Genomic DNA, 23076 nt, shown 5'->3' on the forward strand with positions numbered 1-23076 from the left:
GGAATATGAATCACTTCATAAACCTGACTTACTTTAGTGTGAGACTCTTGATACTTTCGCTATCTGATCCGAGGATCAGCTCGCTGCCATCAAGCGCCCACACTTATCGGCTGTTAATTTTTAAAGAGCATAGCATGTCTGCGAGGAACTTCGTGTTTCTCAGCAGCGCTGCGTTTTCAGCAGCAGAGAAGCGAGATTATGAACCGCCCTTTTCAACTCGTCAACAACTTTTTTAACTACTTCGTTGCGACGGTTGGGGTTCAACTCCTTGTGCGCCAAGGCTCGACAGCAACCTCGACCGCACCGCTTCCCTTCTTGTCTCCCGCGCTGCGTTTCCGTTAGCGCGAAAGAGGCGTGATTCTAAGCACCGCCCGCTGATCGCGCAAGGGGTTTCGCGAAAATATTTGAGGCCCCGCACGCTGCCGCGCGCGGGGCCTCAAATATAGAGGCAACCGAATCGAATCGTCAGGCCACGCGCACCTGGCGCGCGACTATCTCCATATAGTGATCGAGACTCGGCGTCGCCTTGCCTTCTTCCTTGGCCGTATCGTCCCAGCGGCGCAGACGCAGCGCGTCCTCCGCGAACGGGCGCTGCAGGAACGCGGCCGTCTCGTCTTCACTGAAGATACCGCCCTGCAGCGCGAGGCTGCGCACCGAGTCCGGCGACAAGCTCTCGAAGTAGCCAACATCCGTCCGGCACAGGCAGCGCTTCGCGTCGACGTGCAGCCGGATCGGCTCCAGCACCGCGTCGTTGAACAACGGCCGCAGGAACGGCAACACGTAATACTGATGCAGATCGTCGATCCCGCGCGCGCTCGGCGTCTCGCCCTGCCGATTCAGCAGATGCCCGAGATCGTGCAGGAACGCCGCCGCGACCAGCGCCTCGTCGGCGCCCGCCTCTTCCGCCAGCGAACCGCTCTGCAGCGCATGCTCCAGTTGCGTGACCGGTTCGCCGCTGTACGCGACATGGCCATGCTCGCGATACAACCCGTGAATCTCTACGACAGTCAGTGCCATCCGCTCACTCCCAAGGCAGCGAAAACGTCTTCAGGTTCGTGAAGCTCTTCATCGCTTCCTGAACGCCTTCCTTATAGCCAAGCCCCGAATCCTTGATCCCGCCGAACGGCGACAGCTCGATCCGATATCCGGGCACTTCCCACACATTCACCGTGCCGACGTTCAGCTCGTTCACGAAGCGCACGACCGCGGCCGTACTGTCCGTGCAGAGGCCCGACGACAGCCCGAATGCCGTCCCGTTGCTGATCCGGATCGCGTCGTCGATCGTGTCAAACGCGATCACGGGCGATACCGGGCCGAAGGTCTCCTCGCGCACGATCGTCATCGTCGGATCGACGTTGTCGAGCACGGTCGGCGCATACAGCGCGCCACGCCGCACGTTGCCGGTCAGCAGGCGCGCGCCCTGCGCGACGGCCTCGCTCACCCGTGCCTCGAACAGCCGCGCCGCCGCGTCGTCGATCACCGTGCCCATCTCGTTGGCGGGATCGAACGGATCGCCGTACGTCCACGCGCGCGTCTTCTCGACGAGCAACTCGGTGAATGCCGGCGCAATCGAGCGCTGCACCAGCATCCGCTTGACGGCCGTGCAGCGCTGGCCCGAATTCCGGTACGAACCCAGCACGGCCAGCGACGTTGCCCGCTCGAGATCGGCGTCGTCGAGCACGATCAGCGGATCGTTGCCGCCCAGCTCGAGCACGATGCGCCGGTAGCCGGCCCGCGCCGCGATCGCCTTGCCGATCGATACTCCGCCCGTGAACGTAATCAGCGATGCATGCGGATGCGTGACGAGTTCGTCCGCGATCTCGCGCGGGTCGCCGGTCAGCACCTGCAGCATCGGTTCGGGCAGGCCGGCCTCGTAGAGCAGGTCCGCCAGATAGAACGCCGACAGCGGCACCTTCTCGGACGGCTTCACGATCACGCGGTTGTTGGTCGCGATCGCCGGCGCAATCTTGTGCGCGACCTGATTCATCGGATGATTGAACGGCGTGATCGCGACGATCACACCATCGAGCGGCTGCCGCTGCGAGAACACGCGGCGCGCCTTGCCATGAGGCGTCAGGTCGCACGAGAAGCTCTGCGCGTCGTCACGCAGCGCTTCGACCGACGCGAACTTCAGCACGTCGGCGACGCGGCCGATTTCGTAGCGCGAATCCCGTTTCGACAATCCCGACTCGAGCGTAATCAGGTCCGACGCTTCCTCGGTGCGCTCGCGCAGCAGCGCGGCCGCGCGCTCGAGGATCTGCGAACGCTCGTAGCGCGTGAGCGTCGGCCGGTACGCCATCGCGTAGTCGAACGCGGCGCGCACATCGTCAACGCTCGCCAGCGGCGCCGTCCCGACACGCGTGCCGGTATACGGATCGGTGACATCGAACGCGCGCTCGCGCGCCGCGCGCGTACCGCACCAGCGCAGCGCCTCGGCGCGAAACGCGGGGTGATCCTGTCGGGGATGAGCCATCATGATGGGATCCGGTTCAGCACGAAAGCGAACACGTCGAAGTTGCGCGGACGACGTGCAGCGTCATCCCGCTCGATCCGACGATTGAACAGCAACGGCACTTCCTGCTCGGACACGCCGCCGTGCGAACGCAGCGGGACCGTGAGACCCGACAGGTCATGCTCGCGCTCGCGCGTGCCGAGCGTCATGTCGCGTCGTGCGATCACGACGAGGTCGCCAATCCGGTCTGCCGGCAGCTCGAAGCGCGCGGCAGCTTCGGCGTTGTCGAGCACGAGCTCGACGCCGTCGAGGCCGCCCACGCGCCACATCGCGTCGGTCCGGTCGACGCCGGGTGCCAGATACACCGTCGCGAACGAGCCGAGCGCGCCGTGGTGCACGACGTACGGGTCGGTGATCGGCAGGATCACGCGCGCGGCATGCGTGCCGAACCAGCCGTCGAACGCATCCTGCAGATAGATCACGTTCGGGCGGCCGGTAGCCGGATCATGCTTCGCGTTCATCCCGTGGTCGGCAGTGAGCCCGATCGCCCAGCCGAGCGCGTCGAGCTGCGCGAGATAACCGTCCATCATCGCGTAAAACGCATTCGCGCCGGCGCTGCCCGGTTCGCACTTGTGCTGCACGTAGTCGGTGGTCGACAGGTACATCAAGTCGACCTGACGCGTCTGCGCAAGCCGCACGCCGGCCGCGAACACGAATTCGGACAACACCGCGCTGTATACGTCGGGCGATGGCAGCCCGACCCAGTCGAGCACGTCGACGATGCCGTTTTCCGCGAGATTGGCCTGCGCCGCCTTCTCCGCGGAGAAGCAGATGCCTTTCATCTGCCAGCCGAGCAGCCGGCGCAGCTTGTCCTTGGCGGTGACGACGGCCACCCGCGCACCCGCGTCGGACGCCGCCGCGAGCAGCGTGCCGGCGCGCAGGTAGGCCGGGTCGTTCATCATCACTTCGGCGCCGCGACCGCCGTCGGCGGCCGGGTCCCAGAAGTAGTTGCCGCAGATCCCGTGGACCGACGGCGGCACGCCGCACACGATCGACAGGTTGTTCGGGTTGGTGAAGGTCGGCACGACGCAGTCCGCGCGCCACGCAGTGCCTTGCGCGATCATCCGGCCGATGAATGGCGCGACGCCTGCTGCCACCGCGCGTTCGAGATAGTCGTACTCGCAGCCGTCGACGCATACGACGACGGTCGGCTCGACCGGCAGCCGGTAGCGCCGGCCGTTGACGTCGATCGAGCGTCCCGCGAGATCCGTCGACACGTTGCCCGTAGCCGCTTGCTCGCCGGGCTGCCGCAACGCGAACGCGGCGTTCATGATGCCGCCCGCTTGCCGCGCGGCACGCGCGCGGCGATCAACAGCAGCGCCGCGAGCGACGCGCCGAGCATCAGCAACGACAGCGCCGATGCCGGCAGGTAATAGCCGCGCTCCACCTGGCCGATCACGACGATCGGCACGGTCGCGAAACCGGGCGGATAGACGGTCAGCGTCGCACCGAGCTCGCCGAGCGACAACGCGAAACCGAGCGCGAGGCTCGCGCGCAGCGCGGGCACGAGCTGCGGCAGCAGCACGCGGCGCAGCACCATCGCGGGCGGCGCACCGAGGCTCGCCGCGGCTTCGCGCAGCACGGTCAGCTCGGGACGCAGCGCGGCGGCCGCGCACCGATAGCAGAACGGCAAGATCAGCGCGAGCTGCACGAGCACGACGATCGCGGCCGAGCTCGACAGGTCGAGCGGCTTCTGGTGATACGCGATCAACACCGCGAGCCCGAGCACGACGCTCGGCACGCCGTTCGGCACCATCACGAGCGCGTCGACGACCGCGCCAAGGCCGCGCCGGTCGCGCCCTTCGAGCGCAAGCGCGAGCCACAGCCCGAGGATCGTGCCGATCGCCGACACGCCGAAGCCGATTTCGAGGCTCGTCAGCAGCGCGTCGTATTCCGGCGACCCGAGCCGTTCGAACCAGCGCAGGCTGTAGCCGGCCGGCAGAATCGTGCCCGACCACTGCGTCGACACGCTCGACAGCGCGACGACGATCACCGGCAGCACGAACAGCCAGAAGCACGCGAACGCGGCGAGCGCGAGCGCCGCGCGCGACGCATGCTTGAGCAGCGTGTCGCCCCAGCCGATCTGGTGGCGCGGCACCGCTTGCCCGATACGGAATTCAGCGGACATCGTTCCCTCCCGTCGCACGCCGGTTCACCCGGCGATAAACCGCATACAGCGCCAGCGACAATGCCAGCATCACCACGGCGCCGGCCGACGCGGTCGGCAGGTCGAGGTCGACGGTCGCGCTGCTGTAGATCGCGACCGGCAGCGTGACGAGCCGCGCGCTGCCGAGCACCAGCAGAATCCCGAACTCGTTGAGCGTCAGCAGGAAGCACAGCACGGTGCCGGCGGCGATGCCCGGCCACGCGATCGGCAGCACGACGCGGCGCGCGAGCATCCAGCCGGATGCGCCGAGGCTGCGCGCCGCTTCGATCAGCCGCAGGTCCAGCGTCGCGAACGACGCGAGCGTCGGCCGCACGACGAACGGCGTGTAGAACACGGTCTGCGCGAGGATCACGCCGCCGATGCCGAACAGAAAGTCGAGCGGCGGATTCTCGAGATGGAACAGATGCTGCAGCCCGATGCTGATCGAGCCTTGCGAGCCGTACAGGAAGATCAGCGTGAACGCGACGAGGAACGACGGGAACGCGACGTACAGCTCGAGGAAGCGCGTGACGAGCGCCGCGCCAGGGAACGGCTTGAAGAACAGCAGCGCGGCGAGCAGCACGCCGAGCACGGACGCCGTGCCCGCGCTCGCGAACAGCACGCCGAGCGTCGTCAGCAGCACGTTGCGCGTATCGGGGTTGCCGAAGAACGTCCGGTACGCGGCGAAGCTCAGCCCGTGATCGCCGGACACGCTCAGCAGCACGAGCCGCACGAGCGGATAGACGACGAGCGGCCCCAGCACGACGATCGCGAGTGCGGCCAGGTGCAAGTCGCCCATGCGCTTGCGGCGCCGCGCGACGGCAGCGTGTGCCGCGGCCGACGCGAGCACGTGCGGCGGCAGGCCGGCTTCAGGGCTCGATAAGGACGACATCGTCAGCCTCGCAATGCAGGGACACGCGCGCACCGCGCTCGGGGGCCGCGCCGCGGCCGCGTTGCATCGTCACGCGCACGGGTTCATCGGGCGCCGCGTCGATCACGACCGCGATCGACAGATCCGCGCCCTGCCATTCGACGGACGACACCGTGCCGTGCAGGCCGCCGGCCGCGAGCGGCATCACGGTCAGCCGCTCGGGGCGCACGCAGGCGACCTTGTCGCGCACGTCGTGGCGCGGATCGCCGAGCGGGAAGATCACGCGCGGCGGCAGCAGGTTCGCCGGGCCGAGATAGCGCGCGACATAGCCGTCCTGCGGCGCGTCGTACAACTGCTGCGGCGTGCCGAGTTGCGCGATGTGGCCGTCACGCATCAGCAGCGCGCGGTCGGACAGCACGAGCGCGTCGTCGCGGTCGTGCGTCACGCAAACGACGGTCAGGTTCGGCAGCCGCTCGTGCAGCGCCTTCAGTTCGCTGCGCACGGATGCGCGCAGGTTGGCATCGAGCGCCGACAGCGGTTCGTCGAGCAGCAGCACGTCCGGCTCGATCACGAGCGCGCGCGCCAGCGCGACACGCTGCTGCATCCCGCCCGAGAGCTGCGCGGGCAGGTGGTGGCCGGCGTCGCCGAGCTGCACGAGCTTCAGCGCATCGGCGACGCGGCGCGTCACTTCCGACGACGCCATCCTGCGGGCGCGCAGCCCGAATGCGACGTTCTCGAACACCGACAGGTGCGGGAACAGCGCGTAATTCTGGAACAACAGACCGAGGTTGCGCTTGTGCGGCGGCGCATAGGTCAGGTCGCGTCCGGCCACGGTCAGCGTGCCGGTCAGGCCGTCGGCCTTCACGAACCCGGCGATGAAGCGCAGCAGCGTGGTCTTGCCGCAGCCGCTCTTGCCGAGCACGGTCAAAAATTCACCGGCGCCGATCGACAGCGACAGATCTTCCAGCACCGTGCGTGCGCCGTAGCGCACGCTCAGGTGTTCGATCCGCACGCCGCCCGGCGCGCCGGACCGCAGCGTGGCGCGCGGCTCGGCGGCGCCGAATGCGCCGGGATGGGTCAGGACGGTTTCCACCGGGTTCATCCTCTCGCTCACGAATACAGGCGGCGTGCGCCGATCACTTCGGCTTGACGACGTCGAGCTGCTTGCCCGAGCTGCCGATCACGTCCTTCTTCCAGCGCTCGATCCATTCCGGCTTCTTCGCCATCACCTGGTTCCAGTCGACCGGGATCAGCTTCACGCCCGCGATCGCCTTCTTGACCGCTTCGCCGTTCTTGCCGGTCAGCGGCACGTCGGTGCGGCCCGGGATGCCGTACATGTCCGGCACCTTCGACTGCACGTCCGTCGACATCAGGTAGTCGATCAGCTTCTTGCCGGCGTCCTGGTTCGGGCCGCTCTTGATCAGGCCGATGCCGTACGGCAGCTGGAACGTGGTCGGCTGGTCGCCGGCCTTCGCCGACAGGAAGATCGGCTTGACGGACAGCGCGCCGTGCTCGGCGTCGTCGAGGTCCATCTGCAGGTCGCCGTTCGCGACGCTGATCTCGTTGCGCGACAGCAGCACGTTCAGGTAGCCCGTGCCCTTCGTGTGGAACTTCACGCTCTGCGACAGCTTCGCGAGGTAGTCGAACGCCTTGTCCTCGCCCATCAGCGACGTCGTCAGGATCAGCACGGCCATCCCGTCGCCGGCCGTGGCCGGGTTCGAGTACGCGACCTTGCCGGCATAGCTCGGCGACAGCAGGTCGGCGAACGTCTTCGGCTGGTTCTTCACGACGTCAGGATTGATCGCGAACGAGAAGTAGTTGTTCACGAACGTCGCCCAGGTACCGTCTTCCGCCTTCGCGATCGCGGGCACGTTCTTGTAGTTGACGCTCTGGTACGCCTGGAGCAGGCCCATCTGGCCGGCTTGCTGGATGAACGGCGGCAGCGTGACGATCACGTCCGCCTTCGGCGAATTCTTTTCGATGTTCGCGCGGTTGACGACCTCGCCGCTGCCCGCCGTCACGATGTTGACCTTGACGCCTTCCTTCTTCTCGAACGCCGGCAGCACGTCGCGATACAGGTTCTCGAGACCGTCCGCCGTATACAGCACGACCGCGTTCGCCGCATGCGCGGGCATCGCCACGCCTTGCAACAGACCGGCGGCGCAGGCGGCCAGCGCGAGCTTGCGGAACGCGCCGGCAGCGGCGCGCGAGGAATTCTGCAGTGTCATCTCACTTCTCCGTAGGCGGAACACCAAGCGGCCGGGGCACGATCCGGCTCTTTCAGTCGGGCAGACCGACAACCGGCCTGCCTCGCTGCCGCGCTGCAGGTGGTTTCGCGCGGCAACCGAAGGATCACAGCGTTCGATGACAAACCCGTGACGACTGCCACAATTTCCAAAAAATGACACATTTTGCCAATATCATGCAAGTCATTCAGAAATGCCGACCGGCGTTTCGTCCGACCATTGCTGGAGAAAAACCATGTCCGAACCGATTCTGCTGACGCCCGGCCCGCTCACCACCTCCGCCGCAACGCGCCACGCAATGCAACATGACTGGGGCTCGTGGGACGCCGCATTCAACGCGTTGACCGCCAGCGTCTGCGCGGATCTCGTCGCGATCGCGCGCGGCGGCGACGCGTACGTGTGCGTGCCGATGCAGGGCAGCGGCACGTTCTCGGTCGAGGCCGCGCTCGGCACGCTGGTGCCGCGCGACGGTGTCGTGCTCGTGCCCGACAACGGCGCGTATTGCGCGCGCATCCTGAAGATCCTCGGCCGGCTCGGCATCGAAGCCGTCGCGTTGCCGCTCGGCGAGGACGCGGCCGTCGATCCGGCCACGGTCGAAGCGGCGTTCGCGCGCGAGCCGCGCATCACGCACGTCGCACTGGTGCATCTGGAAACGAGCGCCGGGATCCTGAATCCGCTCGACGCGATCGCGGCGGTGTGCCGGCGGCACGGCAAGCGGCTGATCGTCGACGCGATGAGTTCGTTCGGCGCGCTGCCGATCGCGCTGGCGGACAGCGGGATCGACGCGCTGATCTCGGCGAGCGGCAAATGCCTGGAAGGCGTGCCGGGAATGGGGTTCGCGATCGTGCGGCGCGACGCGCTCGACGCGTGCGCCGGCAACTCGCCGTCGCTCGCGCTCGATCTGCACGATCAGTACGCGTATCTGCGCAAGACGGGCCAGTGGCGCTTCACGCCGCCGACGCATGTGATCGCCGCGCTGCGCGCCGCGCTCGACCAGTACCTCGCCGAAGGCGGCCAGCCGGCGCGCGGCGCGCGCTATGCGCAGAACTGCCGGACGCTGGTCGAATCGATGCGCGCGCTCGGCTTCGTGCCGTTCCTCGACGCGAGCGTGCAGGCGCCCGTGATCGTCACGTTCCACGCGCCCGACCATCCGGCCTACGATTTCCGCCGCTTCTACGACACGGTGCGCGACGCGGGCTTCGTCCTGTACCCGGGGAAGCTGACGCAGCGCGAGACGTTCCGCGTCGGCTGCATCGGCGCGATCGACGCCGACGACATCCGGCGCGCGGTCGCGGCGATCGGGCAGGCGGTCGAATCGCTCGGGATTGCCGTGCAGCGCGCGTGACGATCGTGCGTGATGATCGCGCCAGCCGGGCGCGCAGACAAAAACGCCCGGCGGCCTTTCGGGCCGCCGGGCGAACGCACCGACAGTGCGTGGAGCCGGTACTTACAGTTCGATCCGCTTGATGTCGCCGACGACGAAGATGTACGACAGCGCGCCGATCAGCGCGATCACGCCAATGAACACGAGCGCGCCGACGAACGACCCGGTCGATGCGACGATGAAGCCGACGACGAGCGGCGTCACGATGCCCGCGAGGTTCGCCGCGAAGTTGAAGATGCCGCCGGTCACGCCGAGCAGGCCGTCCGGCGCGATGTCGGACACGAGCGTCCAGCCGAGCGCGGCCATCCCCTGCGCGAAGAACGCGACCGACATGATCGCGATCACGGCCTCGTTGCTCTGCACGTAGTTGGCGAGAATGATCGTCGAAGCCAGCAGCAGGCCCGCGATGATCGGCAGCTTGCGCGCGAGGTTCGCCGACTTGCCGCGACGCAGCAGCCAGTCGGAGAAGATCCCGCCGAACATCACGCCGACCGACGCGGCGATGAACGGCATCACCGCGAAGAAGCCGATCTTCAGCCAGCCCATGTGGCGTTCGGTTGCGAGATAGGTCGGAAACCAGGTCAGGAAGAACACGAGCGTCGAGTTGCCGGCGAACTGGCCGAGGCAGATGCCCGCCAGCTGGCGCTTTTTCAGCAGCCGGCCGGCCATCGCCCAGCTGAACTGCTTCTGCTCGCCCTTGCCGCCCTTTTCAGCCGCGCCGCCCTTGCGCGCGCCATGCACGAGACCGCCGCCCGCCTCGATGTATGCGAGCTCCTCGGCGTTCGCGCCCGGATGGTTGCGCGGCTCGTGGTAGAACTTCCACCAGACCAGGCCGAACGCAATGCCGATCGCGCCGACGACCCAGAACAGCGAACGCCAGCCGAACGCGCCCATCAGCGCGAACAGTACGGGGCTGAAGAACGCGAGGCCGATGTACTCGCCGACGGTATAAGTGCCGGTCGCCATCGCGCGCTCGCTCTGCGGGAACCACGTCGCGACGACGCGGCTGTTGGTCGGGAAGCACGGCGCTTCCGCGATGCCGAGACCGAGGCGGCACGCGAGCAGCGTCCCGACGCCCGGCACGAAGCCCTGCAGGAACGTGCACAGCGACCACAGCGTCATCGACCAGTAATACGTGACCTTGCTGCCCAGCCGATCGAGAAAGAGACCGCCCGGCACCTGCGCCGCGACATACGTCCACGAGAACGCGGAGAACATGATGCCCATCACCGCCGCGTTGATGCCGAGCTCCTTGGTGAGCTGCGGCGCAGCGACTCCCAGCACGGTCCGGTCGAGATAGTTGATCATCGTGCCGATCGCGAGCAGCGCGAGAATCTTGTAGCGCGCCGACGTTCGCCGGACCGTGCCGGCCGCCTGCGCGGGCGGCGCGTTCGAGTGAGTGGTGTGCTGCATGGTCGTCTCCTGGTCTTTCTTTGCGTATCGATGGGGTCAGCGCGCGACGAGCGACTGAAAGTGCTCGAACATCCGCTCGGCGTCCGGCGTGCGTCCGGTAAAGATCTCGAATGCGTCGACCGCCTGATACACGGCCATTCCGCCGCCGGGCAGCGTGGCGCAACCGGCCGCGCGCGCGGCGTGAAGCAGTTCGGTTTCGAGCGGGAAATACACGATGTCGGCCACCCACATCCCCGCGTGGAGCAGCTCGGCCGGCAGCGGCAGGCCCGGGTGCTTGACCATGCCGGTCGGCGTCGCGTGGATCAGGCCCGTGGCCGCCTGCATCGCGGCCGCGAGATCGCTGCCGGGCGTGACGCGCGCCGCGGGAAAGCGCTGCTGCAGTTCGGCCGCGAGGCCGGACGCGCGCGTACCGTCGACGTCGAAAATCGTCAGTTCGGCCGCGCCCATCTGCAGCGCGGCATGCGCGACGGCCGCACCCGCGCCGCCCGCGCCGAGCTGGACCACGCGTTCGAGCGACGCGTCGGGCAGCCCGCGGCGGAACGATTTCGCGAAGCCGGACCAGTCGGTGTTGTGGCCGATCCGCTTGCCGTCCTTGAACAGCACGGTATTCACCGCGCCGAGCGCGCGCGCGTCGTCCGACAACGCGTCGAGATGCTCGATCACGCGCTGCTTGCACGGATGCGTGATGTTCAGCCCGTTGTAGCCCATCCGCTGCGCGGCATCGAGCAATTGCGGCAACGCGTCGACGGTCACGCCGAGCGCGTCGAGATCGATGCGCCGGTATACATAGCCGAATCCCTGCTGGAAACCTTCTTCCTCGTGCATCGCGGGCGACAGCGAGGCGCCGATACCCTGGCCGATCAGGCCGATCAGAAACGACGGACGGCTCATCGTGCGGCGCCTCGGGCAAACAGGGTCGACAGGCGCTGCAGCGCAAACAGGTAGCCATCGGTACCGCAGCCGCAGATCACGCCTTCGGCGACCGCCGATACATACGAGTGGTGACGGAATGCCTCGCGGCGATGCACGTTCGAGATATGCACCTCGATCACGGGCTTCGCGATCGCGGACAGCGCGTCGGCCAGCGCGACCGACGTGTGCGTGTAGGCAGCCGGGTTGATCACGATGCCGTGGGTGTCGTGGCGCGCGGCATGCAGCCAGTCGATCAGTTGATGCTCGGCGTTCGACTGACGGAAGTCGACCTCCAGCCCGAGCCCCTCTGCCGCCGCATGGCAGCGCTGCTCGACGTCGGCGAGCGTTTCCGCGCCGTAGATATGGGGCTCGCGGGTCCCCAGGAGATTCAGGTTCGGGCCGTTCAGCACCAGCACCTTGTGCTTGCTCATGACGATTCTGCTCCAAAACAGGGGCTGAACAAAGATCGGTTCAGCCCGGTAACATCAGTAGGCGGCTAGTGTGCGCCGGCGCGCGCACGCTGTCTTTTCGGGTTTTCGCTAATTTGTACCATCTAGTTAGTTTGTATAATTCGTCTCACTTCCCTAGTAAATTAGGGATATGGCGCACATTCGGAACTCAACGACTGGTTCATTCCGGTCCGGTCCGGCCGGCGCCACATCCCGCTCATCCGCAGGATTCGCCCATGCAGCGCTCGATCGCCACCGTGTCACTGTCCGGCACGCTCGCCGAAAAGCTCGCCGCCGTCCACGCAGCCGGTTTCGATGGCGTCGAAATCTTCGAGAACGACCTCGTCTACTTCGACGGATCACCCGCCGACGTCCGCCGCATGGCCGCCGATCTCGGCCTCGACATCGTGCTGTTCCAGCCGTTTCGCGACTTCGAAGGCGTGAGCGCCGCCCAGCTCGCCCGCAACCTGGACCGCGTCCGGCGCAAGTTCGACGTGATGCACGCGCTCGGCACCGACCGCATCCTGGTGTGCAGCAACGTGTCGCCCGACACCATCGCCGACGATGCGGTGCTGGTCGACCAGCTCGGCGCGCTGGCCGAGGCGGCGCGCGAGGCCGGCGTGATCGTCGCGTACGAGGCGCTCGCGTGGGGCCGCGTCGTGAAGCGGTACGGCCACGCATGGCAGCTCGTGAACGCGGTGAACAGTCCGCACCTCGGGCTCGCACTCGACAGCTTCCATACGTTGTCGCTCGACGACTCGCCCGACGCGATCGCCGACATTCCCGGCGACCGGATCGCGTTCGTTCAGATCGCCGATGCGCCGATACTGGCCATGGACGTGCTCGAATGGAGCCGCCACTACCGCTCGTTCCCCGGCCAGGGCGACTTCGATCTCGCGCGCTTTACGGCCCGCGTGATCGAGTCCGGCTATACGGGGCCGCTGTCGCTCGAGATCTTCAACGACGGGTTCCGCGCCGCGCCGACCGCGATCACGGCCGCCGACGGCCATCGTTCGCTGCTCTATCTGGAAGAGCTGACGCGCACGCGGCTCGCGCAGGACGGCCGCGCCCCGGCGCCCAGCCAGCCGCTGTTCGCGCCGCCGGCGCCGCCTGCACACGTCGGCTTCCAGTTCATCGAATTCGCGGTGAACGCGCAGGCGGCGGCCACCGTCGGCGAATGGCTCGGCCGGATGCGCTTCCGGCTCGCGGGCCGCCATCGGTCGAAGGACGTGACGCTGTTCCAGCACGGCGCCGCATCGATCGTGCTGAACGCCGAGCGCGACTCGTTCGCCGACGCGTTCTTCCAGCAGCATGGGCTGTCGCTGTGCGCGTCCGCGTTCCGCGTCGACGACGCGAAAGTGGCGTTCGAACGCGCGGCCGGCTACGGCTATGCGCCGTTCTCCGGCCGGGTCGGGCCGAACGAGCGCGTGCTGCCGAGCGTGAAGGCGCCGGACGGCAGCCTCGAGTATTTCGTCGACGAGGCGCCGAACACGCCGACGCTCTATGAATCGGACTTCGTGCTGACGGACATCGACGGCCCGGGCGAGGTCGGCCTGCTGACGGGTATCGACCACGTGTGCCTCGCGCTGCCGGCCGACGCGCTCGACACGTGGATCCTCTTCTTCAAGACGGCCTTCGGCTTCGAGGCAGAGCGCAGCTGGCTGGTGCCCGACCCGTACGGGCTGATGCGCAGCCGCGCGGTGCGCAGCGCCGACGGCTCGGTGCGGATCGCGCTGAATGCGTCGGTCGACCGCCATACGGCCGTCGCCGAATCGCTCGACCGTTATCACGGGACGGGGCTGAACCACGTCGCGTTCCGGACCGAAGACATCGTGAACACGATTGCCGCGTTCGCCGCCGACGGCGTGCCGTTCCTGCGGATTCCGGCGAACTACTACGACGATCTCGCCGCGCGCTACGCGCTGTCGGACGAACTGATCGACACGCTGAGCGCCCACCACCTGCTGTACGACCGCGACGAGCACGGCGGCGAATTCCTGCATGCGTACACGGAACTGGTCGACAACCGCTTCTCGCTCGAAATCGTCGAGCGGCGCGGCGGCTACGATGGTTACGGCGCGGCGAATGCGGCCGTGCGACTTGCCGCGCAGGCCCAGCGCAGGAAATGAAGGAACGCATTCGGTGTCGTTTTGGCGCCGAACCGGCTGAAAAACCGGTGCGGCGTGGCGACGCACGTCGCCCCGCGCACCATGATGGTGAATGCCGGGGCTTCGCCCGCGGGGCAAGGGGCCCCGCTCGCGGCCGGGCACGGCCGCCCGGCGGGGGTTACATCCGGTAACGCGCGCCGCAGTGCAGCATCCGCGGCGGCACCGCGCTTTTAAGAATCGCTTAAGTCTTCGTCGGCACCATCCGGAACCAGTACCCGATGGTTATCCCGAAATGGAGGACAGCGATGAGCGCCGTAGAAGCACCCGCGGGCCGTCCGGCCGCACCCCCTGCAAAGAAGACGATGCTGCGTCGTCTGCTCAGCCATCATGAAATCGCGACGCTGCTCGTGCTGCTGCACGCACCGATCAGTGCGAACGCCAAAGCCGAACTGCCTGCGCTGCAGGAAGCCGGCCTCGTCGAGATGGTCAAGCTCGACCCTGACACGGCGCCGAGCTTCCGGCTGACCGAAGACGGCACGGCCGTCCTGAAAGGGCTCGGCTACCGCTGAGCCGCCACTTTCACCGCTTTCCACTTCTCCGCCCGCCTTCGAGCCGGTTTTCCGCCCGCTTCCCAGCCTTACACGCCTTACCCGCCTTACCCCGATTCCTGCGACGCGCCCGCCATGCCGGCGCGTCGCGTCATCCTGCCCGATCCTGCAGCATCAACCGGTATTCGGTCGGCGTCACGCCGACCGTCGCCTTGAACTGGCGCGTGAACGCGCTGTGATCCGTATAGCCGCATAACGCCGCGACATCCGTCACCTTGTCGTGCGTGACGAGCAGCGCCGTGGCCGCGTCGAGCCGCGTTTTCAACAGCACCTGGCGCGGCGTCAGGTGAAACACCTTGTGGAAGTAGCGCTCCAGCTGCGCGACCGACATCCCGGCCATCTGCGCGAGCTGCTTCAGGTTAAGCGGCTGCACATAGTGATCCTGGATGTGCTGGACCACGTCGGCGAGCTTGCTGTACGCCGGGTGCGAGCCCTCGTGCGCCTTCAGGTCGCGCGAGATGCCCGCAAGCCCCACCACCTTGCCGGCCGCGTCGCGCAGCGGCTCCTTGCAGGTCAGGCACCAGCCCGGCTGGCGCCCCGGATACAGATGCAGCTCGAGCTGGTCCATCAGTTGCTGGCCGGCATTGATCGTCGCCATGTCCTGCTCGAAATAGGTGCGGCCGAAGCGGCGCGGAAACACTTCGTCGGTCGTCTTGCCGAGCAGGTCGCGCTTGTCCTTGTAACCGCAGCGCATCGCGAGCGTGCGATTGACGAGCGCGTAGCGTCCGTTCGCGTCCTTCACGAAGAACGCGACGTCGGGCAGCGCATCGAACACCGGCTCGAGCAGGCGGAAGTGCGCGAGCATCGCGCCGAAATCGGCATTGTCGGGCTGGTAGCGCAACGTGTCGGACAGGCTCATGGGCGGTACGGCAAGCAAGTTCGTCATCCCGGCATCTGCAAAGCGAGTGGCTGATGGCGTCGATTATAGGAGCGACCCTCGAACGCGTGGCGGCGTTCCCGGGCGGCAGTGCCATGCGCGCGCACGGCGGAGTGCGGCGGGCAGTCGTCGGCCGGCGACGGCCGACGCGGCGTGGTGCGTCATGCAGTTGTGTGCGCAACGACCGTGCCGCGTGTGGCGCCGCGCTTCGATGCTCGCTTATGCACGTTTCGCATATTCCGCACGTTTCGCACCTTTCGCACGTTTCGCCGCATCGCACCGCCTCTGCGCCGCGGTGCCGGTGCGAACCGCAGCGGCACTTCGGCCGCACGCGCCCGAACCCGCCATCCTAAAAACGCGGGCGCGTCGCGTCTTGGCGCGTTTGCGCATCATGGATGACGATTTCAGCACATATCAGGGTATTCGACGATATGCCGAAATCGTCGCCGGCCGCGCACGGAACGCGCAAGACGCGCGTATTTTCGCTACCTAGACTTCGCTCAACGGTCACGAGACGACATCCCGCCGCCGCCGCGCACGCCGATTCCGGCACAGCGCGCAGCGCCCGGCGAACCCGCACGGCATTCACCCAAGCCGGCGAACCGATGCGTCTCGCCCGGCTTACCGCACCGGCCCGCCAGCCGGCAGCGGCCCAACCATGCCATCAAGGGGAAGTGAAAGTGAAGCTGAAGGTATCGCACGTCGCGCTGGCTGCTGCCTGCGCACTGTCGGGCGCACACGCCATCGCCGCCGACGTCGTCAAGATCGGTTTCGCCGCACCGCTGACGGGGCCGCAGTCGAACTACGGCGCCGACATGCAGAAGGGCGTGCAACTCGCAATCGCCGACTTCAATGCAACGCATCCGACGATCGGCGGCAAGCCGGTCACGTTCCAGCTCGACTCGCAGGACGATCAGGCCGACCCGCGCACCGGCACCACCGTCGCGCAGCGGCTGATCGACGACAACGTCAGCGGGATCATCGGCCACTTCAACTCGGGCACGAGCATTCCTGCATCCGATCTGTACGATCGCGCAGGGCTGCCGCAGATCTCGATGGCGACGTCGCCGCAATACACGGCGCGCGGCTACAAGACGACCTTCCGGCTGCTGACGAGCGACGCACAGGCCGGCCGCATCGTCGGCACGTATGCAGTGAAGACGCTGCACTTCAAGCGCGTCGCGATCATCGACGACCGCACGGCCTACGGCCAGGGCATCGCCGACGAATTCGCGAAGGCCGTCGAAGCGGCCGGCGGCACGATCGTCAAGCGCGACTTCACGAACGACAAGGCGCTCGATTTCTCGGCGATCCTGACCAACCTGAAGGGCATGAACCCCGACGCGATCTTCTACGGCGGCGGCGATGCGCAATCGTCGCCGATGATCCGCAAGATGCGCCAGCTCGGCATGAAGTCGGCGTTCGTGACCGGCGAGATGTCGCGCTCGCCGACCTTCCTGAAGGTCGGCGGCGAAGCTGCCGAAGGCGCGATCGTCTACATGGGCGGGCTGCCGAAGGAGAAGATGCCGGGCTTTGCCGGCTACGCGGCACGCTACAAGGCACGCTTCAACGAAGACGTGATCACCTACTCGCCCTACTCGTACGACGGCACGATCGCGCTGCTCACCGCGATGAAGAACGCGAACTCGACCGACCCGAAAGTCTATGCGCCGTATCTCGGCAAGCTGTCGGTCAAGGGCGTGTCGGCGCCGAGCATCGCGTACGACGCGAAGGGCGACCTGAAGGATGCGCCGGTCACGATCTACAAGGTCGAGCACGGCACGTTCAAGCCGGTCGACACGATCGCCGGCAACTGATCGGCGGCAACTGATCGCCCGGCTTCTACCCAGCCCAGCACGGCGCGGCAAGCGGTTCATCCGCGTGCCGCGCCGCGTGCATTTCAGGTTCGGCAAAGTCCGAAGCGTTCCTCGGCGCAGCCCCGCGCGCGCGTATTTCGCGCTCCTGTAGAATCCCCCCACCCGCTTTCACGCTTCGTCTTCGTTGCGCCCCATCCCGGTGCAACGGCGCGTGTCGCGTGCCCTATCCGGCGCCCGGCACAGTTTCGACGAGGCAGGCGCGCCTAGCCAGTCCAGCCAATAGCGGGCCCTGGAGACGCAGCACCGACAACAACATTCGAATACCGATCGTCCTGACCATGCAAGCTTCCGAATTGAGCGGCGTGCCTCGCGCCGCCGAACGCGCGCTCACGCGCAGCGACTACAAAACCCTTGGCCTTGCCGCACTCGGCGGCGCGCTCGAGTTCTACGACTTCATCATCTTCGTGTTCTTCGCGCCCGCGATCGGGCAGCTGTTCTTCCCGCACGACATTCCCGACTGGCTGCGCCAGTTGCAGACGTTCGGCATCTTCGCGGCCGGCTATCTCGCGCGCCCGCTCGGCGGCGTGATCATGGCGCACTTCGGCGACCTGTTCGGCCGCAAGCGGATGTTCACGCTGAGCGTGCTGATGATGTCGGTGCCGACGCTGCTGATGGGCCTGCTGCCGACCTACGACACGATCGGCATCCTCGCGCCGGTGTTGCTGCTGCTGTTCCGCGTGCTGCAGGGCGCGGCGGTCGGCGGCGAAGTGCCGGGCGCGTGGGTGTTCGTGTCCGAACACGTGCCGTCGCGCCACATCGGCTATGCGTGCGGCACGCTGACCGCGGGCCTCACGGCCGGCATCCTGCTCGGCTCGCTCGTCGCCGCAGGCGTCAACAGCCGCTATTCGGGCGCCGAAGTCACCGCGTTCGCATGGCGTCTTCCGTTCCTGCTCGGCGGCGTGTTCGGCCTGTTCTCCGTGTATCTGCGCCGCTGGCTGCACGAAACGCCGGTGTTCGCCGAGATGAAGGCGAAGAAGGCACTCGCAGCCGAGATCCCGCTGAAGGCGGTGTTGCGCGACCACGGCCGCGCGGTGATCGTGTCGATGCTGCTCACGTGGATGCTGTCGGCGGCGATCGTCGTCGTGATCCTGATGACGCCCGCGCTGCTGCAGAAGCAGTTCCACCTGGCGCCCGCGACCACGCTGTTCGCGAACAGCATCGCGACGCTGTGCCTGACGGCCGGCTGCATCACCGCCGGCTCGCTCGCGGGCCGGATCGGCGCGAAGCGCGTGCTCGGCATCGGCGGCATCGTGCTGGCCGCGTGCTATTACCTGCTGTTCGTGCGGGTCGCGGCCGACGCGTCGACGCTGCCGCTGTACTACGGGATCGCCGGCTTCATGGTCGGCACGATCGGCGCAGTGCCGTTCGTGATGGTGCGCAGCTTCCCCGCAGTCGTGCGTTTCTCGGGCATCTCGTTCTCGTACAACGTCGCGTATGCGATCTTCGGCGGCCTCACGCCCGTGATCGTGTCGCTGATGATGAAGTCGAATCCGCTCGCGCCGGTGGTGTACGTCGCCGTGATCTGCGTGCTCGGCGGCATCGCCGTGCAGTTCTCGAAGGATGCGAAGGACCTGAAGGACGCACGCTGAACGCCGGCGCGCACGCGCCGCTTCATGAACAAAGGGCCGAATCCCGCGGCGTGCGGGATTCGGCCCTTTTGATTTGCTTCAGCGCGACAGCGCGAATCGGCTCAGCTCAACGCAGCACGCCGTACGACGAACTCGGACGGCGCAGGGCATCGATGCTCGCACCGCCGGCGCCCGTGACGAACAGCAGCAGGAAGCCGCCGGAGATCGCGACGTTCTTCCAGAAGTGGATCACCATGTCGTGCTGGACGGCAGCGTTGGTCGCGTCCCAGAAATTGTGTCCGACCATTGCGGTCGCGATCGTGTAGACCGCCAGCAGCAGCGCGAGCGGCCGCACCTTGTAGCCGACGATCAGCAGCAGGCCGCCCAGCCCCTCGATCGCGACGACGATCGGCGCGACGACTTGTTGATACGGCACGTTCATCGCATGCAGATACGCAACGAAGTCGCTGTAGCCGAGCAGCTTCATGATGCCGCCCCACAAGAACAACGCCGCCAGTGCCAGGCGTGCGAAAAAAATGACGCCGGAATCGACGGTACGCGTCATGCCTTTCTCCTCGTATGCAATTCGGCCGCCGCACGGTGCGTGCTCGCGCGGTGCGGGCCGCGCAACCCTGCCGGGCCCGCGGCAAATGGGCCAGCATAGAGGGTCTTCCCCGCGGTGTCCAAGAAAAAGGTTGTAGCAAATCTTTACACCGCGGCGCGGGCGGCGGGCTGGCGGCGCGACGAAAAAAGCGTTTAGCTTGCGTCGCTCAACAGCACGCCTTTCTTGAAAATGAAGCAGCCGTAGCCGCGCAACTCGCCAGTGACGATCACCGCATACGCCTGCTGCGCGCGCTCGTAGAACGCGAACCGGTCGATGCCGGCGAGCGGCACCGCGCGGCCTTCCGCGCGGTCGATCTCGGCCTGCACCTCGCGCTGCACGGGCGGCACCGCGCCCGGATCGCCGACGACTTCCATCCGCCATGCGGGCGTGTCGACGAACGTGTCGAGCGGTAGCACCGACAGCACCGCGCGCGCGACGCGCGCCGAATCCGCGCCGTCGATGCGCAGCGCGCGACCCACGACGGTGTGCTGCGCGACCGATTCGGCCGGAAAGTTCGCATCGCAGATCGCGACTTCATCTCCGTGGCCCATCGCGCGCAGCGCGTGCAGGATGTCGGCGTGCAACAACGGATCGAGATTCTTCAGCATGTCGGCAAGTCTCCGGGATCGGGAACGAATCGCATAACGTTACCCGATCCCGGTGGCGGCCGGGCGTCGTCGTTCGCGTCACGACGCCGCGGCCGGCATTTCGTCGATGAAACCCGTGACCGACTTCAGCCGCCCGGACGCATCGACGATGCCGAAATCCGAACCCTTCACGATCGCCGCGCCGTCGGGCGACACGAGCGCCCACGAGAATCGCAGGTGCTGGCCGAACCCGTCGACGTCGGTCGTGAGATGAAAGCGGTACGCGGGGAAACGTTCCTGCACGGCCGCGATCATCGTGTCGATGCCCGCGTGGCCGTCGCCGGCCATCAGCGGATCGCGATACGCCGCGTCGCTCGCGTAGGTCGCATCGATCAGCGCGCGACGGCGCGCGACGTCGGATTCGTTCCATGCATCGATGTAGCGGTCGATCAGGTCGGCATGAGCGGACTGGGCGGTTTGGGCGGTGTTCATGGCGAGGCTCCTTGAGTCGGTGAGTGACGATGTCGCGAACCTTTCGTGTCCGCGTGCCGCTATCGTCGCCGGCCTCGTGCGGACGGTCGATTACGTGCGAGGTAACGAGAAATCGCGCTGCCGCGTCGCGCGCTAGAATCGGCGTGCCTGGTCTCCGGACATCATTCGCCATGCAGCAAGCCCTCCTGATCGTCGACATCCAGCCGACGTTTGCGCCACCCGAACGGCTCGTGTCCAGCGTGCGCGCGCTCGTCGGCCGCCTGCCGACCGTCGCGACCGTCGAGCGTCACGACGAATCGCGCGTGCCGTTCGAGCGCCAGCTCGGCTGGCGCCCGTCCCGCGACGACGACAGCCTGATCGCCGCCGATCGCATCTTCGTCAAGCACGGCTACGGGTTGCCCGCCGAAGTCGTCGAGCACTTGCGTGCGCTCGCGCCGGAACGCGTGCTCGTCTGCGGCATTCAGACCGATACGTGCGTGCTCGCGGCCGGCTTCGCGCTGTTCGACGCGGGGCTGCAGCCGACGCTGCTCGCGGATCTCACGGTCGGCTCGTCGCTCGATCGCAGCGGCGCACTCGGCGTGCGCCTGTGGCAACATCACTTCGGCCGCGTCGAGTATGCGCACGCGTTGTTCGACCTGCCGGCCGACGACGCATCGCCGTAACGCGCCGGCCACGCCAATGCAAAACGGGCGCCCGAAGGCGCCCGCATCGTCAGCCATGCCCGCCGCGCGTATCAGGTCACCGGCGCCGGGTTGAACAGCGTCAGCGCGTTCGCAAGCTTCCATTGCTCGGCCCACGTGCGGCGCTTGCCGCTCGCGACGTCGAGCATCAGCCGGAACAGTTCCCAACCCACGTCCTCGATCGTGGCCGCGCCGGTCGCGATCTGCCCCGCGTCGAGATCCATCAGGTCGTGCCAGCGGCGCGCGAGATCGCTGCGCGTCGCAACCTTGATCACCGGCACCTGCGCGAGACCGTACGGCGTGCCGCGGCCGGTCGTGAAAATGTGCAGGTTCATCCCGGCCGCGAGCTGCAGCGTGCCGCAGATGAAGTCGCTCGCGGGCGTCGCCGCGTACAGCAGCCCCTTCTGCCGCGCGCGGTCGCCCGGACGCACGACGCCGGCGATCGGCGCGCTGCCCGACTTCACGATCGAGCCCATCGCCTTCTCGACGATGTTCGACAGGCCGCCCTTCTTGTTGCCAGGCGTCGTGTTCGCGCTGCGGTCGACGCGGCCGCGCTGCAGGTAGCGGTCGTACCAGTCCATCTCGCGGATGATCTCGCGCGCCACCTCTTCGTTCGCCGCGCGCGACGTGAGCTGCGCGACACCGTCGCGCACTTCGGTCACTTCGGAGAACATGATCGTCGCGCCGGCCCGCACGAGCAGATCGGCCGCGAAGCCGACCGCCGGGTTCGCGGTGAGCCCGGAGAACGCATCGCTGCCGCCGCACTGCACGCCGACGACGAGATCCGACGCCGGGCAGGTTTCGCGACGGCGGCGGTTCAGCCGCTCGAGGTGCGATTCGGCCATCGTCATGATCGACTCGATCATCGAGTTGAAGCCGACGTGCGCGGCGTCCTGCAGGCACACGACGCCACCGTTGTCCGTCGCGCCGTCCGCCGCGACCGGAATCGAGCCGGGCGGCAGCAGGCGCTCGGGCTGCAGCTTCTCGCAGCCGAGGCTGACGGTCATCACCTCGCCGCCGAAGTTCGGGTTCAGGCTGATGTTGCGCAGCGTGCGGATCGGAATGTCGGCGTCGGGCGCATCGATCGCGACGCCGCAGCCGTACGTATGCTCGAGCCCGACCACGTCGTCGACGTTCGGGTAACGCGGCAGCAGTTCTTCCTTGATCCGCTTCACCGCATGCTCGACGACGCCCGACACGCACTGCACGGTGGTCGTGATCGCGAGGATGTTGCGCGTGCCGACCGAGCCGTCGGGATTGCGGAAGCCCTCAAACGTATAGCCTTCGAGCGGCTCGAGCGGCGGCGCGGCGCGCGTCGCGAGCGGCAGATCGTCGAGCCCCGGCGGCTCGGGCATGCGCATCGTGCGTTCATTGACCCAGCTGCCGCGGCGCAGCTCGGTGAGCGCGTAGCCGATCACGACGTTGTAGCGGACGATCGGGTCGCCGGCCGCGAGATCGGCGAGCGCGACCTTGTGCCCTTGCGGCACGCCTTCGCGCAGCGTGAGCCCGTCGGCGAATGTCGCCCCTTCGGGCAAACCGCCGTCATTCACGACGATCGCGACGTTGTCGTCCGGGTGCACGCGGATATAGAGAGGGGAAGCAGTCATCGGAATTCCTGGAAGCTACCGGTGATATCGTTAGTCATCATACGACATTCAACACCTATGCAGGGTAGTACGTAAACCCTTATCCGGAAAGACCCCTACCCGCAATCCGCCTGCAACCCGCTTGCGTCACGCTTC

The 23076-nt window shown here is 67.1% G+C and carries 21 protein-coding genes; 6 read left to right on the top strand and 15 right to left on the bottom strand.

What is annotated here, in order from left to right; all coding sequences use genetic code 11:
* Positions 1 to 465: 465 nt before the first annotated feature.
* Genes O1Q03_RS16275 through phnS form a run of 7 tightly spaced genes read right to left on the bottom strand, consistent with a single transcriptional unit; the run spans position 466 to position 7757 of the window.
* The gene (locus O1Q03_RS16275) at positions 466 to 1017 is read right to left on the bottom strand and encodes a phosphonate degradation HD-domain oxygenase (RefSeq protein ID WP_269504698.1); all 552 of its coding nucleotides are present in this window, start codon (positions 1015 to 1017) and stop codon (positions 466 to 468) included.
* A 4-nt stretch (positions 1018 to 1021) separates the two neighbouring features.
* A complete protein-coding gene (gene phnY, locus O1Q03_RS16280) occupies positions 1022 to 2476 on the bottom strand; it encodes a phosphonoacetaldehyde dehydrogenase (protein WP_269504699.1) in 1455 nt (484 codons plus the stop codon).
* A complete protein-coding gene (phnA, locus tag O1Q03_RS16285; RefSeq protein WP_269504700.1) occupies positions 2473 to 3783 on the bottom strand; it encodes a phosphonoacetate hydrolase in 1311 nt (436 codons plus the stop codon). The genes phnY and phnA overlap by 4 nt, the downstream gene beginning before the upstream one ends.
* On the bottom strand, positions 3780 to 4640 hold the full coding sequence (gene phnV / locus O1Q03_RS16290; RefSeq protein WP_124611544.1) for a 2-aminoethylphosphonate ABC transport system, membrane component PhnV: 861 nt from the start codon (positions 4638 to 4640) through the stop codon (positions 3780 to 3782). Before phnV ends, phnA begins: the two co-directional genes overlap by 4 nt.
* Positions 4630 to 5550 carry a 2-aminoethylphosphonate ABC transporter permease subunit gene (locus O1Q03_RS16295; protein WP_269504702.1) on the bottom strand — a complete coding sequence of 307 codons (921 nt, stop codon included), beginning with the start codon at positions 5548 to 5550 and terminating at the stop codon, positions 4630 to 4632. The genes phnV and O1Q03_RS16295 overlap by 11 nt, the downstream gene beginning before the upstream one ends.
* Entirely contained in the window at positions 5528 to 6631 is a 1104-nt protein-coding gene (phnT, locus tag O1Q03_RS16300; RefSeq protein WP_269504703.1) for a 2-aminoethylphosphonate ABC transport system ATP-binding subunit PhnT, read from the bottom strand. Before phnT ends, O1Q03_RS16295 begins: the two co-directional genes overlap by 23 nt.
* Before the next feature lie 34 nt (positions 6632 to 6665).
* A complete protein-coding gene (gene phnS, locus O1Q03_RS16305; protein WP_269504705.1) occupies positions 6666 to 7757 on the bottom strand; it encodes a 2-aminoethylphosphonate ABC transporter substrate-binding protein in 1092 nt (363 codons plus the stop codon).
* Positions 7758 to 8010: 253 nt separating this feature from the next.
* Here phnS and O1Q03_RS16310 point away from each other — a divergent pair, with 253 nt between their 5' ends.
* Positions 8011 to 9120: a 2-aminoethylphosphonate--pyruvate transaminase gene (locus tag O1Q03_RS16310; RefSeq protein WP_269504707.1), complete on the top strand. Its 1110-nt coding sequence runs from the start codon at positions 8011 to 8013 to the stop codon at positions 9118 to 9120.
* Between the two features lie 102 nt (positions 9121 to 9222).
* Here the strand turns inward: O1Q03_RS16310 and O1Q03_RS16315 are convergent, their stop codons facing one another.
* From O1Q03_RS16315 to aroQ, 3 genes are read right to left on the bottom strand one after another with little or no spacing between them, the layout of a single operon-like run.
* The gene (locus O1Q03_RS16315) at positions 9223 to 10572 is read right to left on the bottom strand and encodes an MFS transporter (protein ID WP_269504709.1); all 1350 of its coding nucleotides are present in this window, start codon (positions 10570 to 10572) and stop codon (positions 9223 to 9225) included.
* A 36-nt stretch (positions 10573 to 10608) separates the two neighbouring features.
* Positions 10609 to 11463, bottom strand: a complete 855-nt coding sequence (locus tag O1Q03_RS16320) for a shikimate dehydrogenase (protein WP_269504711.1) — start codon at positions 11461 to 11463, stop codon at positions 10609 to 10611.
* Positions 11460 to 11915 carry a type II 3-dehydroquinate dehydratase gene (aroQ, locus tag O1Q03_RS16325; RefSeq protein WP_269504712.1) on the bottom strand — a complete coding sequence of 152 codons (456 nt, stop codon included), beginning with the start codon at positions 11913 to 11915 and terminating at the stop codon, positions 11460 to 11462. The genes O1Q03_RS16320 and aroQ overlap by 4 nt, the downstream gene beginning before the upstream one ends.
* Before the next feature lie 254 nt (positions 11916 to 12169).
* On the opposite strand from aroQ, the gene O1Q03_RS16330 reads away from it, so the two are divergent.
* A complete protein-coding gene (locus tag O1Q03_RS16330; RefSeq protein ID WP_269504713.1) occupies positions 12170 to 14062 on the top strand; it encodes a bifunctional sugar phosphate isomerase/epimerase/4-hydroxyphenylpyruvate dioxygenase family protein in 1893 nt (630 codons plus the stop codon).
* Between the two features lie 284 nt (positions 14063 to 14346).
* Complete coding sequence (locus O1Q03_RS16335) at positions 14347 to 14610, top strand: hypothetical protein (RefSeq protein WP_269504714.1); 264 nt, start codon at positions 14347 to 14349, stop codon at positions 14608 to 14610.
* Positions 14611 to 14740: 130 nt separating this feature from the next.
* Here O1Q03_RS16335 and O1Q03_RS16340 read toward each other — a convergent pair whose 3' ends face one another.
* Positions 14741 to 15535: an AraC family transcriptional regulator gene (locus O1Q03_RS16340; RefSeq protein WP_269504715.1), complete on the bottom strand. Its 795-nt coding sequence runs from the start codon at positions 15533 to 15535 to the stop codon at positions 14741 to 14743.
* Positions 15536 to 16206: 671 nt separating this feature from the next.
* On the opposite strand from O1Q03_RS16340, the gene O1Q03_RS16345 reads away from it, so the two are divergent.
* Together O1Q03_RS16345 and O1Q03_RS16350 are read left to right on the top strand one after the other, a co-directional pair.
* Positions 16207 to 17343, top strand: coding sequence for a branched-chain amino acid ABC transporter substrate-binding protein (locus tag O1Q03_RS16345; protein WP_269504716.1), 1137 nt, complete (start codon positions 16207 to 16209; stop codon positions 17341 to 17343).
* Between the two features lie 338 nt (positions 17344 to 17681).
* Positions 17682 to 18992: an MFS transporter gene (locus O1Q03_RS16350; protein ID WP_269504717.1), complete on the top strand. Its 1311-nt coding sequence runs from the start codon at positions 17682 to 17684 to the stop codon at positions 18990 to 18992.
* 106 nt (positions 18993 to 19098) lie between these two features.
* On the opposite strand, the gene O1Q03_RS16355 is transcribed toward O1Q03_RS16350, so the two are convergent.
* The 3 genes from O1Q03_RS16355 to O1Q03_RS16365 form a co-directional block, all read right to left on the bottom strand.
* Positions 19099 to 19536: a DoxX family protein gene (locus O1Q03_RS16355; protein WP_269504718.1), complete on the bottom strand. Its 438-nt coding sequence runs from the start codon at positions 19534 to 19536 to the stop codon at positions 19099 to 19101.
* Between the two features lie 191 nt (positions 19537 to 19727).
* Positions 19728 to 20183: an RbsD/FucU family protein gene (locus tag O1Q03_RS16360; protein WP_269504719.1), complete on the bottom strand. Its 456-nt coding sequence runs from the start codon at positions 20181 to 20183 to the stop codon at positions 19728 to 19730.
* A 78-nt stretch (positions 20184 to 20261) separates the two neighbouring features.
* On the bottom strand, positions 20262 to 20654 hold the full coding sequence (locus O1Q03_RS16365) for a nuclear transport factor 2 family protein (protein WP_269504720.1): 393 nt from the start codon (positions 20652 to 20654) through the stop codon (positions 20262 to 20264).
* A gap of 170 nt (positions 20655 to 20824) precedes the next feature.
* Between O1Q03_RS16365 and O1Q03_RS16370 the strand changes: the two genes are divergently transcribed.
* Positions 20825 to 21316 (top strand): cysteine hydrolase family protein, encoded by a 492-nt coding sequence (locus O1Q03_RS16370; protein WP_269504721.1) that lies wholly within the window; start codon positions 20825 to 20827, stop codon positions 21314 to 21316.
* Positions 21317 to 21387: 71 nt separating this feature from the next.
* On the opposite strand, the gene garD is transcribed toward O1Q03_RS16370, so the two are convergent.
* The gene (gene garD / locus O1Q03_RS16375; protein WP_269504722.1) at positions 21388 to 22941 is read right to left on the bottom strand and encodes a galactarate dehydratase; all 1554 of its coding nucleotides are present in this window, start codon (positions 22939 to 22941) and stop codon (positions 21388 to 21390) included.
* Positions 22942 to 23076 lie beyond the last annotated feature (135 nt).

The organism is Burkholderia sp. IMCC1007 (assembly GCF_027257875.1).
Classification (GTDB): domain Bacteria; phylum Pseudomonadota; class Gammaproteobacteria; order Burkholderiales; family Burkholderiaceae; genus Burkholderia.